The organism is Aurantivibrio infirmus (assembly GCF_054767315.1).
Genome location: NZ_BAAFSK010000001.1, coordinates 634,021 through 646,376, shown reverse-complemented (window position 1 = coordinate 646,376; position 12,356 = coordinate 634,021). Strand labels below are relative to the sequence as shown.

At 43.5% G+C, this 12,356-nt stretch carries 10 protein-coding genes; 3 read left to right on the top strand and 7 right to left on the bottom strand.

Translation table 11 applies throughout. The features are described 5' to 3' along the window. The first annotated feature begins 25 nt into the window (after nt 1-25). On the top strand, nt 26-883 hold the full coding sequence (locus ACYUCY_RS03090) for an HDOD domain-containing protein (RefSeq protein ID WP_460224978.1): 858 nt from the start codon (nt 26-28) through the stop codon (nt 881-883). Beyond that, nucleotides 880-2,292, top strand: coding sequence for a Si-specific NAD(P)(+) transhydrogenase (gene sthA / locus ACYUCY_RS03085; RefSeq protein WP_460224977.1), 1,413 nt, complete (start codon nt 880-882; stop codon nt 2,290-2,292). The genes ACYUCY_RS03090 and sthA overlap by 4 nt, the downstream gene beginning before the upstream one ends. 44 nt (nt 2,293-2,336) lie before the next feature. Here the strand turns inward: sthA and ACYUCY_RS03080 are convergent, their stop codons facing one another. The 7 genes from ACYUCY_RS03080 to ACYUCY_RS03050 all read right to left on the bottom strand — a co-directional run bounded on the left by ACYUCY_RS03080 (nt 2,337) and on the right by ACYUCY_RS03050 (nt 10,570). Beyond that, nucleotides 2,337-2,942, bottom strand: a complete 606-nt coding sequence (locus tag ACYUCY_RS03080) for a lysophospholipid acyltransferase family protein (protein WP_460224976.1) — start codon at nt 2,940-2,942, stop codon at nt 2,337-2,339. Nucleotides 2,943-3,010: 68 nt separating this feature from the next. Further along, nucleotides 3,011-4,594 carry a peptide chain release factor 3 gene (locus tag ACYUCY_RS03075; protein ID WP_460224975.1) on the bottom strand — a complete coding sequence of 528 codons (1,584 nt, stop codon included), beginning with the start codon at nt 4,592-4,594 and terminating at the stop codon, nt 3,011-3,013. Nucleotides 4,595-4,764: 170 nt separating this feature from the next. Continuing rightward, nucleotides 4,765-5,637, bottom strand: a complete 873-nt coding sequence (locus ACYUCY_RS03070; protein ID WP_460224974.1) for an acyl-CoA thioesterase — start codon at nt 5,635-5,637, stop codon at nt 4,765-4,767. Between the two features lie 72 nt (nt 5,638-5,709). Further along, the gene (locus ACYUCY_RS03065; protein WP_460224973.1) at nt 5,710-7,107 is read right to left on the bottom strand and encodes an MATE family efflux transporter; all 1,398 of its coding nucleotides are present in this window, start codon (nt 7,105-7,107) and stop codon (nt 5,710-5,712) included. 48 nt (nt 7,108-7,155) lie between these two features. Next, entirely contained in the window at nt 7,156-7,707 is a 552-nt protein-coding gene (gene rimI, locus ACYUCY_RS03060; protein ID WP_460224972.1) for a ribosomal protein S18-alanine N-acetyltransferase, read from the bottom strand. A gap of 335 nt (nt 7,708-8,042) precedes the next feature. Then, nucleotides 8,043-8,885, bottom strand: coding sequence for a uracil-DNA glycosylase family protein (locus ACYUCY_RS03055; RefSeq protein WP_460224971.1), 843 nt, complete (start codon nt 8,883-8,885; stop codon nt 8,043-8,045). 125 nt (nt 8,886-9,010) lie between these two features. Then, a complete protein-coding gene (locus ACYUCY_RS03050; RefSeq protein ID WP_460224970.1) occupies nt 9,011-10,570 on the bottom strand; it encodes a 2-isopropylmalate synthase in 1,560 nt (519 codons plus the stop codon). Between the two features lie 690 nt (nt 10,571-11,260). Here ACYUCY_RS03050 and ACYUCY_RS03045 point away from each other — a divergent pair. Further along, complete coding sequence (locus ACYUCY_RS03045; RefSeq protein WP_460224969.1) at nt 11,261-12,301, top strand: response regulator; 1,041 nt, start codon at nt 11,261-11,263, stop codon at nt 12,299-12,301. The last annotated feature ends 55 nt before the right edge of the window (nt 12,302-12,356 follow it).

The window sequence follows — 12,356 nt, the reverse complement described above, 5'->3', positions numbered from 1 at the left end:
CATTCACGAGTAAATGCGATAACCAATGGAAAATATTAAACAATCTACAGATTTTCAGCAGGTATACGACGAGCTGCAACGGTGCATCAGTGAGGATTCTCTAGCGGTTCCGATGTTACCTACCGCTGCGCAGCGCGTTATTGAACTGGTACAAAATCCCGACTCCGATGCCGCCGAACTCGCCCAACAGATTCAAAGCGATCAAGGCTTGGCTGCTCACGTTATGCGCGTCGCGAATTCCGCCGCTTACAGCCCCGCCTCGACATTAGTTTCTTTGCAGCAAGCAATTACGCGATTAGGAATGAACTTAATTGGCGAAATTGCCTTAACCGTTTCGATCGGCACGAAGGTTTTTCAGGTTCCAGGGTTCGAGAAATTTGTTGATGGCGTCTGGCGTCATGCCCTGCTAACCGCATTGTGGTCGAAGGAGATATCTAGAGTTTGCAGAAAAAACGTTGAGGCAACGTTTTTGTGCGGCCTTTTACACTCGATTGGACGCCCCGTCACCCTACAACTGCTTAAAGACTTCGAAAAATCACTGGGACTCTCGTTGACCGCAGATGAAAAAATTACTTTGGTGGAAGACTTCTCTCAAGCTGCCTCTATTGCCGCGGTAACTCAATGGTCAATGCCGGCGCTCATTATTGAAACTGTTAGCCATTTTAACGACTTCGAAAATGCTGAAAAATATTCAGAGCAAGCAGCGACGATAACAGCTGCTGCGGTTTTCGCTTCCTTCAGTATGGATTCGAATTTAACGCCTGAAGAAACTCTGCGCGAAGCTTCAGCACTAGAGATACTTAATATCTATCAGGATGACGTCACGGAATTACTTAAAATGAATTCGACAATCTACAATGCAATGGAATCTATGCTGCAATGAATGATACCCATACTGCCACAAACGACTTTGATATTATCGTTATCGGCAGTGGCCCTGCCGGACAAAAAGCAGCGGTACAGGCTGCAAAAGCAAACCAACGTGTCGCGCTAATCGAACGAGACAAATTTTTGGGCGGCGCCTGTGTCCATCGCGGCACTATTCCATCCAAGACGCTTCGTGAAAATGCCTTGCGTGTTAACAATATGCGACGTAACGCTAGTCTCGCGAATTTTAAGTTAGGTGAAGACGTTGAGATGTCTACCCTGATTGATCGCTTGGATATTGTCATCAAGGCTCATGACGAATACATGCAAAAGCAAATTAAACGCAATGGTATTGAATGTATTCACGGCCGTGCCCAATTTATTGATGCGACGACCTTAGAAATAACGCCGGTTAAAGCCGACAAATATCGTTTGACTGCTGCGCACATTATTATTGCCAGCGGCTCCTATCCTCGCACGCCAAATAATATCCCCATTGATCACGAACATATTTTTGATAGTGATTCGATCCTCTCGATACTTTACCTGCCAAAAAGCCTGACGGTGTTAGGTGGTGGGGTGATCGCCAGCGAGTACGCTTCTATTTTTCAAGCTCTGGGCGTTAAAGTCACCATGATTGACAAATACCCTTTGCCGCTCGGTTTCCTCGATCAAGATCTCACTGAAAAATTTATTCACTCTTTTGAAACCGCGGGCGGCACCTGGGTCGGCAACACTGAGGTTATTTCGGTTGAATGGAATGGAGTTGATTCGGTCGACTGCCGTTGTGGAGATGGCAGTATTATCAGTAGCGAAAAATTACTCTGTGCTGCGGGTCGAATTGCGGATGTTAAAAATCTGCAGATAAAAAATGCAGGCCTCAAACTCAATAAACAAAGTTTGATTAGCGTCGACGAAAATTTATGTACGTCTGTGCCCTCCATTTTTGCTTGCGGCGATGTGATCGGTCCGCCCTCTCTCGCCTCAACAGCAATGGAGCAAGGTAGAAGATCTAGTTGTAACGCTATTGGCTTAGATACAGGACAAATGGGGCAAGTTATTCCCAGTGGGATTTATAGTATTCCCGAGCTATCGGCTGTGGGTTTGAGTGAGCAACAAGCTCAAAAACAGCACAACAAAGTTATCGTCGGACGTGCCTTGTTTGAAGAAATCGCAAGAGGACAAATTTCTGGCATCCAAGATGGAATGTTAAAACTTATCTGCGATGAACAAGGGAAAAAAATTCTTGGGGTAATGATTGTGGGAGAAGGTGCTACAGAATTAATTCACATCGGCCAAATGGCCATGCTTCATGAAGCCGACGTTGACATATTTGTTGATACTATCTTTAATTTTCCAACCTTGGCTGAAGCTTATCGCGTAGCCGCTCTCGCCGTTATTGGCCAACGGAACGCGAAGGCTTAGCGAAATATCTAGCTAATTACGTTTTTTGTCCGAATGTTTTTTGTTTATTGATATTTGGGGTGACGTGCGACAAAGGTTGTTCGGCAAAACTGATGCAGTTCTTCCGCATCTGCATCGTAATCGCCGGTTGGCATCATAACTCTTGAAAATATAATTGCTTTTTTCTCGTAATCAAACCCCACCACTATCATCGGAACATTGGCTGCATGGGCCATGCGTGCGAATCCGGTTTTGAATTTCTTAACTTTTTTTCGTGTTCCCTCAGGGGTAATAACCAACCACATTTTTTCATGTTCTTGAAATTGCTTCGCTACTTGATTAATGACATTGGTTGGTTGTTTACGATCTATTGGAATTCCACCAATCCAAATCAGCCATGACTTAAATGGCCAAAAAAACGCTTCTTTTTTCATAATGTAAGAAGCTTTTAGTTTTAAAGCGAATTTGGCGAAACAAGCGATAAAAAAATCGATATTTGACGTATGTGGAGCAACGATAATAACGGCCTTTTTCTCATTTGGTACATCACCCAAAAAACGCCAGCCGATCAAACGAAATACGAAGCGAAAAATCCGGCTACTAATAGGATTGTTAGTCCTCGGCATATTTTCCGGTATCTCAGAATAGAAATTATGATTGGGATCCGACATAAAAATACTGCTCTAGTTTTTATTATTAAAGCAATTTCTTTAAGGACGCCTGAACGGCAGACGAAACCTTAATGCTCTCTCGTGGCTTGAAACCGCACTTCCTTGTGTCGCTCTTCCGACAAACTTAAATTGACACGCGTGGGAGCCAAATACGACAAATGGCCACCGCCGTCTATCGCGAGGTTGTCAGCGCATTTTTTCTTAAACTCTTCAAAGGCTTTAGGATCGTCACTATGAACCCAACGAACGGTATTGACGTTAATATTTTCATAAATCGCTTCGACTTTATATTCATCTTTAAGACGATAAGCAACCACTTCAAATTGCAGCATACCTACTGCCCCAACAATGATGTCGTTATTTCGCATCGGGAAAAATACTTGCGTCGATCCTTCTTCGGCTAACTGCTGCAAGCCTTTTTGCAATTGTTTGGTTTTCAATGGGTCTGACAAACGGATACGTCTAAATAATTCCGGCGCAAAATGTGGGATCCCAGTGAATTTTAGATTCTCACCTTCCGTAAAAGTATCACCGATTTGGATCGTACCATGGTTGTGCAGGCCGATAACATCACCAGAAATTGCCTCTTCTACCTGACTGCGATCTCCCGCTAAAAAAGTAACTGCGTCGGCAATTTTAATATCTTTATTCACTCGCACGTGACGCATTTTCATGCCTCGGGTGTAGCGCCCGGAACAAACTCGCATAAACGCAATTCGATCTCGATGTTTTGGATCCATATTGGCTTGAATTTTAAAAACAAAGCCACTAAATTTCTCTTCTTGTGGAGACACCACACGCTCGTCAGTTTCTCTACTAATAGGCTCCGGGGCCCATTCAACAAAACCATCAAGCATTTCCCGCACCCCAAAATTTCCCAGGGCAGTACCAAAAAATACCGGCGTTTGCTTACCTGCTAAATAAGCATCGCGATCAAACTGATGTGTCGCACCTTTCACCAATTCGATTTCATCTTTAACTTCGTCAGCATAAACGCCCAACAATTCTTTTGCTTCAGGGCTATCTAAACCTTTTATTTGTACATCTACCATCATTTCATGGCCGTGGCCTTTTTCGTACACATGAAATGTATCGGTATATAAGTTGTAAACGCCCTTGAATTCTTTACCCATGCCTATGGGCCAATTAATTGGTGCGGTTTCTATATTCAAAACATTTTCAATTTCGTCTAGGACTTCAATGGGATCACGAATATCTCTATCCATTTTATTGATAAAAGAAAGAATAGGTGTATCACGTAAACGACAGACCTCCATCAATTTTACGGTTCGATCTTCTACGCCCTTAGCACCATCAATTACCATCAACACGGAATCAACCGCCGTCAATGTGCGATAGGTATCTTCAGAGAAATCTTCGTGGCCAGGCGTGTCGAGCAAATTGACCGTGCGATTTTTATAAGGAAACTGCATCACCGAGGAAGTAACCGATATTCCTCTCTCTTGCTCCATCGACATCCAATCAGATTTTGCGTGGGGGCCACGTTTACCTTTAACGCTGCCGGCAATTTGAATCGCGTTACCCAACAATAATAATTTTTCTGTGATCGTAGTCTTACCAGCATCCGGGTGAGAAATAATCGCAAAAGTACGGCGGGTTTTTACCTGATTGAGAAAACTGGCATCTGCCATGGTTTTGATTCCTGAACAACACAAATACAATGCACCAATGGTACAAGCCAATGGTTACGAACTTTAAAAAGCCGGTAATTATACACGGGATACCCAGATGCGTTGCCGATTCTTTGTCGAATTGGTCTAGAACGATAGCCTAGCGCAGTGATGAGTACAGTTACTTAAAGCTAACTCCCTGAGTGTCGTATCAAGCCTTCCTGCGCAACACTCGCGACCAGTTCGCCCTCTCGAGTATAAATGCTGCCACGATTCAGACCGCGAGAATTTGCAGACCAGGGGGAATCCATAACATACAGCAGCCATTGATCCACTCTAAATTTTGACGAGTGTATCCAAAGCGCATGATCAATACTGGCCGTCGTCATCTCTCGATGCGTCCAAGTCAGACCATGAGGACGTAGGCAGGTACTCAACAAAGTAATATCCGAAGCGAACGCCAAGATCGAGCGATGCAAAGCAACTTCATCTCCCAACGACTCTTTCACTTTAAACCACAAAATTTGTTGCTGGCTGGGTTCGGCATCTAAAAAATGTGCCTCTCCTTTTAAAGGGCGGACTTCGATTGGACGATACTGACTAACAATGGAATAGATATCCGCTGGCAAATCATTTTTATGTTTTTCTATAAGCTGGCTTTCATTCAATAAATTTTCCGGCCCCTCTACACTCGGCGCCCCTTGTTGATGATGCAGCCCAGAAGACGGCGCTTGAAATGATGCTGTAAGATTTAAAATCGGCTTTCCATTTTGTGTCGCCACCACCCTGCGATTACTAAAACTACGGCCATCTAAATCTAGCCAAACTTGATAATCAATTGGCAGTGCGTTGTCGCCAGGGCGAATAAAATAATTATGCGCAGAATGCACTAGACGATCGACGGCGACAGTTTTCGCAGCAGCCATCAACGCTTGCCCAAGCACCTGCCCCCCAAAAACTCGTCCTTTTCCATGATCAAGTCGGTGACCTAGAAAATGAGTATCGTCAACTTGATCAACATCTAACAAGTCTTTTAATTGGTACTTCTCATTTGAATCACTCATACAACACCGTAACCGTTAATATATTTTAATTTTATTTCGAAAATTTTTTTGAATTGATATGCAGCTAGACTTCTAAACTAATAAACGCTTTTCTTTTGACAATGTAGTTTTTAACCAAATAAACGCAATGCAGCCCACGATTAAATTTGAAAACGCCGTCGCAACAAATAAACCCGTTAAACCCCAAAGCCAGTTTCCTAACAAAGCTAAGGGAAGATAGATGGCAATCACGCGAAAGAACGAAATCATCAACCCGGGGAAAGGTAAACCTAAGCCGTTAAACATCGCATTAACTGACATTACTAGGCCGTACAACCCGTAACTGATGGGAACGATCGACAAATAAGTAACGGCAACCGACAAAACCTCGGGTGACTGACTAAAAAAACGCGCAATGTGTTCGTTTACAAACCAAAAAATAATTGCCACAACAATTCCAAACATCACACAAAATTTTGTCACGACACTGAGTGCTTCAAATAATCGGTCGTATTTTCCTGCGCCTTTGTTCTGGCCACAAAAAGGTCCAACCACGCCGGATAGCGCATAAAACACAATAAGAGAAATGGGTTCGATGCGAACGGCGATTCCAAAGCCCGCAACCGCTAGGTCTCCGTGTCCTGAAACCAGCTTTATGACTATAGCGCTAGAAACCGGAATAATTAAATTACTGAGCATAGATGGCAAACCCACATGCGCCAAGGCCTGCCAAGATTTTTTAATCTTAGCCCACTCGACGAGAGGGTTAGTCAACATTTGCATACGGCCCTGAAGCACGTAGACAGCGACAATCAACGTAACGAAACGCGATATCAATGTTGCATACGCCGCACCTTCCATTTCTAAGCGCGGCAATCCAAACCAACCAAAAATAAGTATGGGATCAAGCACGCCATTTAAAAATGCGGCCACAATCATTAAGGAGCCTTGAATTTTTGCAAAGCCCAAAGCTCGCAAAGACGACAAGCTAATCATTGGAACCATTAATAGTGGCGCACTAAAATACCAAATAAACATGTAGTCATGGATCAATGGTAACAATTCAGGAGAAGCACCAAGCAAATCAACAAACACCCAGTCAATGGTCAACAAGCCGACAACAGAAACTATTAGAGAAATAATCGTCGCCAAGCTCATCGAATCGGTGGCAAGTCGCTTTACACCTTGTTCATTACCGCTTCCCATTGCTCTGGCGATTGCCGAAGAGGCGCCTGCTCCCAAGCCAATCGAAATACTAGTAATAATGAGCACCACCGGAAAGGTATAACTCATTGCCGCCAGCGCACGATCGCCCAAGCCAGGGCTTGAAACATTATCGAGAAATGTATTTCCCAGTTGAGAAACGAAGTATGTATCGGCAGCGTTAAACGACATCGTCGCTAATAAACCCCATACCATAGGCAATGCCATGTCACGCAAATGAGGCGCGACCGGCCCACTGGTGAGTTTTGCTTGCAAGGGAGAGCTCACAGATTATCAACCAAAAAAATTAGCAGGAAGTTTATAAAAAATTAAGTTTTAAATAATTGTATAAGCAAAAATAAGAGCATCTTCTCGCTCTGAAGACGCGTCACTCTTTGGGTAGTAATTAGATCTCAAGCCAACTTGATTAAATCCAATCTCATCATAAAGTGCAATTGCGGCTCGATTGGACTTGCGCACTTCAAGAAATAAATTATCTATTTTACCCGCAACAGACTCGATAAAATAATTAAGGATACTTTTTGCAATACCTTGTTTTCGCGATTCTTTAGCGACGGCGATATTCAATACCTCGGCTTCTCCACCACCAACAGAAAAAACTGCGAAGGCCAAAATCTCACCACCAATGCCTAACTTTTTATTTGCATTGTCTTTTTCTATCTTTGGCGACGATTCAGAAACCGCCTCCGCCACTAAGGTTTGATGACTACTACCAATGCTATTGATAAAATCACCAACACTCCAAGGGGACGCATTCGCCGAATTTTCTATCATAAGGATTGCGTCAAGATCATCCGCAGTCATTTCTCGAAATAAAATTTTTTTTCTCGAAGCCAACTCAATGACATGAGGCAAAGAAATTAACATGCAAACTGAAACCCTGAAATAGCATAGCGAAACATCATTTTGAAAAACCAAAGAGTTTATAAGACGACCAAATTAAAATTTTACACACAAATTGTTAAAGCCCACAACTCGCCGATTATCTCAAACAACTTGCAAGCTACCTGTAAATATTTCATGAACGACTAAACAAGCAAGGAGATACGCTAGCCAGAAGAACCGGAATTACACGAAGCAACAGAGAATTTATGAAAGCCATCCTGGTTTTCACCCTCCGAGTTACATTGGCAATCAAAAGTGTTCGAAACACATTTGTCGAGTAAGGAGCAGACACTGTTAGGTTGAAAATATCTGATTATTTAAGGGGTTCTTAGGCTTTTTATAGCTTGCCAGGTTATCGCTTTTAACTCCGGCTTCCGCAACATGGCCGCCAAACTAGGCACCACAATAGCTTTTTGACTCGTCGACAAATCAAAAACCTTACCAAGAAGATCCGCTTCTTTCTTGGGATCTTCTCCTGCATCCGACCATTGTTCACTCGACAAACCATATCGAGCCGCATGTGCTCCCATCAATAACACTATTTCGCTTGGGCGCTTTTCGAATTGGGCTTGCAAATATGCCTGAAAAAATCCTCTTGCTTCTTCTTCACTACTGCTCGTATTTCGACTGCGATCACTTGCCAAGGGCCAACGAACAGTATCAAATTTCGGCAGCGGATCAGCATAATCAATTGCCATCAGAATATTGGCTAGCAACGTTGTCGTTGGCAAGGCTAAGCGTGAGTTACGGCTATCAACAATCATTAATTTACTGCTCAAACGCCAAACCGCTAAAGAAAAATGGTGGACTACTGCTTTATTGTTTTGTGCAGAAACTAAAGTTGATCCGATATTGGCAAGTCTAGGTTTAGCACCCACATCAAAGTCTATTGGCACTTTAGCTACGCTTGAAGCCTTAGCTTGTTTATCTGACGATGGCTTGATTGCGTTCTCTACATCACCATCGAGATTTTCGATGCTTATTCTTGCAGACTGCTCCGCCTGACTTCTCGTCGTTGACTCAACATCTGCATCATCAAAAAATTCATTCTGGTCAGCATAAATAGGCGAAACCGCAGCACCCGGCAATTGATTGCGCGGAAAGTAACTATCGATGCCAAGATTTTGCAAATAATACTGGCGTGTTTGTTGAGAAATCATATCGTCATTTGTTTCGACTTATTAAGTAGAGAGTATTGTCGTGCGTCATTCTTCCGAGGCAAAAATAAACGCGAGCGTGCATTGGCAGACTTTGCACGCTTGCGTTGTCAGACCCCAGTCAGAAATCAAACGCCGTATTCCTGCCAGTGTACTTTGCTCGCACCCGATCGCAATAAATTAAGTGCATGCATGTAAGCTTTCGCTGAAGCGCAAATGATATCAGTATCGGCACCTACACCATTAACTATTACACCGTCTTTTTCCAACCTAACAGTGACGTCCCCCTGGGAATCAGTCCCCTGGGTGATAGCATTTACCGAATACAATTGTAAATCAGCACCGCTTTTGGCAATTTTTTCAATCGCTTTGAAGACTGCATCCACTGGGCCGCCGCCTTCTGATTCGGTCTGGAATGTCGTCGAGTCCACCGTCATTTCTAATTTAGCGAGAGGGGCCGTTCCGGTTTTCGAAATGACCTCAAGATTATTTAATTGATAGGTTTCACCCACTTTGCTTTCTTCAACATGGCCCACAATCGCCTGAAGATCCTCATCGAAGATTTCCATCTTCTTATCTGCCAACGCTTTAAATCGCTCAAACACAATATTCAACGCTGCCGGAGAATCGAAAGTGACACCCAAATCTTCAAGGCGCGCTTTCACCGCCGCACGGCCAGAGTGTTTACCAAGAACGATGCGATTGTTTTTCCAGCCGACATCTTGGGCACTCATAATCTCATAGGTTTCGCGATGCTTAAGAACGCCATCTTGATGGATTCCCGCTTCATGAGCAAAAGCATTGGCGCCGACAATGGCTTTATTTGGCTGAACCGCAAAACCAGTAATTGTCGATACCAAGCGTGAAGTCGGCACAATATGTTCCGTCGCAATCTGGGTTTCAACAGGAAAGATATCTTTCCGTGTACGAACGGCCATAACTATCTCTTCAAGAGAAGCGTTGCCGGCTCGCTCACCAAGTCCATTGATCGTGCATTCAACCTGCCGCACACCATTCATCACCGCCGATAAAGAATTCGCCACAGCCAAACCTAAATCGTTATGGCAATGAGTCGAAAATATCGCCTTGTCTGAGTTGGGAATATTCTCAATCAAGCGTTTAAACATCGCGCCATACTCCCCGGGTTCGCCATAGCCAACCGTGTCGGGAAGATTAATCGTACCCGCCCCGGCATCAATAGCAGCCTCAATAATGCGGCACAAGAACTCAAACTCTGATCGACTCGCATCCTCACAAGAAAACTCGACATCAGGAACATAGTTACGCGCATGCTTGATCGCGTCCACCGCTTGTTCGAGCACACGTTCTGGCGGCAAATTTAATTTGTACTTCATGTGAATCGGCGACGTTGCGATAAAAGTATGAATGCGCGGCGCATTAGCTGATTTTAATGCCTCGGCAGCGCGAATAATGTCAGGACCCACCGCTCTTGCCAAACTACAAACAGTTGAGTCCTTCACAACTTTCGCCACGGCTTCTACAGACTCAAAATCACCAGGGCTCGCGATCGCAAAACCCGCTTCGATTACATCGACACGCATTTTTTCTAACATTTTTGCAATGCGGATTTTTTCATCTTTAGTCATTGACGCACCGGGACTTTGTTCACCGTCACGTAAGGTGGTGTCAAATATAACTAATTTTTCTTTGTTACTAATCGTGCTCATGAGAATTTCTCCACGTAAATTTCTCAACTTCAATAAGTATCGAGACGAGCCAACTCATTTTGGACGCCACGGTAATGTGTAAATTTTTTAAAAGGAAGAATTAGCCGCGCAGCGGCAGCAGACCAAAAAGCACAGCTGGCAGGGGGATAGGAAAAACTAAACAAGACTGAACTAACAAATAACTTTTCATGGTGGCTGGAATGTAAATTCCTAAATCAGTGGCTAAATTAATCGATACCAGTTAGATCGACAGGCGCGTTCTATCTTCTATCTTATCTATCGCTTTACCTTTGATGCTGCTCAATTCAACACCAAGAAACGACGCCCAGATCTCAACAAGAGCTTGGCGGATACTATAGTTGCGCGAACCGCTCTAGTCAACAATCATCCTAACTTATTAATAATATTAGTATTATTTTCTATTTTTTTCGATTTTCAGTCTTATTTAGCTAATTATATACCTGAAAAACAAAAATATTAGGACAAATATTTCTCCGGATCACCTTGGCTAGGACATACTCAAGCTTTCGCCACCCTACTCACCCGAGTCGGCGCCGAAATTACCAAAACTCGACTACACTAATTTAAGGACAAATGACAAACAACCCTAAGTGATGGATGACGAGAGAATGCCGCTTTCACCTCCGTATCCATCGCAATATTACGGCTAAAATGCCCTGAGATTTCGTAATGTCACAATTTAGACGCCGCTCGGATGGCCCGACACCACTATCGATGAATCGCAGTATAAACCCAATATTTGGCGGTCTCGCAAAACGCTCGGAATCTCGCTGCAGCGCAGAAACTCCCAAGTCAAATTCGGAAAAAACACAAACCAGACCTTTATTTACTATGGGTGGTCATGACCAAGTCGACCCAAGCGATCTACATCTGGACATCACCAAGGGAATCAGAACCTTAATCGTAGAGGACAATCCAGTTGATCAAAGGATTATCGAAGATATTGCGAGCCGACTGGGCCTCCGTATTGAATTGGTGGATAACGGTAACGATGCAGTAGAGTTGTTGAAAAAAGCAGACGGCGGAGATTATTTTGATCTAGTGCTGATCGATTTTTCAATGCCAGAACTTGACGGTTTAACCGCCAGTAAGTACATCAAGCAAGAGCTAAAATTACGTCACTTACCCAAAATCATGATGCTCTCTGCATACAAGCAAGAAGACATTTTTCGTGGCTCTGTCGACAAGCAAAGCGTTGACAGGTACTTAGAAAAACCCATCCTTATCGAGGAATTAAACGAAGCGCTATTTGATCTATCTGAATCACTTGACGACGGCGAAATTTGGCCCAACCCACACCGACTTGACGACGAAATACTAGCCAACGCTCGTGTACTACTGGCGGAAGATAATATTATTAATCAGCGTGTTGCCGTTGGCATGCTGAGTTTGAAAGGTATTGATGTCACCATCGTAAATAACGGACAAGAAGCCGTTGATAAATTATTCGGCCTGCCGCCCAATACTTTTGACATTGTGCTCATGGATATGGACATGCCTAAAATGGATGGATATGAAGCAACCAGAATTATCAAAAATAACGACGCTTACTTAACTTTGCCCGTTGTCGCACTAACCGCACACAATAAAACCGAAGATAAGATAAAAAGCCAAACATCAGGCGTTTCTAAACATTTAACCAAGCCCGTTAAACCAGCGATCTTGTATGACACCTTATTAGAATTTTTAAGGGATGAAAATCAAAATTAGAAAACAGAATTTTTCTATAGACAATAATTCACAATTAAATTCACGCACGCAGATA

Bases quoted from the DNA above. Each gene is read 5' to 3' on its own strand.
- ACYUCY_RS03090 (WP_460224978.1), top strand. From the start codon at position 26: ATGGAAAATATTAAACAATCTACAGATTTTCAGCAGGTATACGACGAG.
- sthA (WP_460224977.1), top strand. From the start codon at position 880: ATGAATGATACCCATACTGCCACAAACGACTTTGATATTATCGTTATC.
- ACYUCY_RS03080 (WP_460224976.1), bottom strand. From the start codon at position 2,942: ATGTCGGATCCCAATCATAATTTCTATTCTGAGATACCGGAAAATATG.
- ACYUCY_RS03075 (WP_460224975.1), bottom strand. From the start codon at position 4,594: ATGGCAGATGCCAGTTTTCTCAATCAGGTAAAAACCCGCCGTACTTTT.
- ACYUCY_RS03070 (WP_460224974.1), bottom strand. From the start codon at position 5,637: ATGAGTGATTCAAATGAGAAGTACCAATTAAAAGACTTGTTAGATGTT.
- rimI (WP_460224972.1), bottom strand. From the start codon at position 7,707: ATGTTAATTTCTTTGCCTCATGTCATTGAGTTGGCTTCGAGAAAAAAA.
- ACYUCY_RS03055 (WP_460224971.1), bottom strand. From the start codon at position 8,885: ATGATTTCTCAACAAACACGCCAGTATTATTTGCAAAATCTTGGCATC.
- ACYUCY_RS03050 (WP_460224970.1), bottom strand. From the start codon at position 10,570: ATGAGCACGATTAGTAACAAAGAAAAATTAGTTATATTTGACACCACC.
- ACYUCY_RS03045 (WP_460224969.1), top strand. From the start codon at position 11,261: ATGTCACAATTTAGACGCCGCTCGGATGGCCCGACACCACTATCGATG.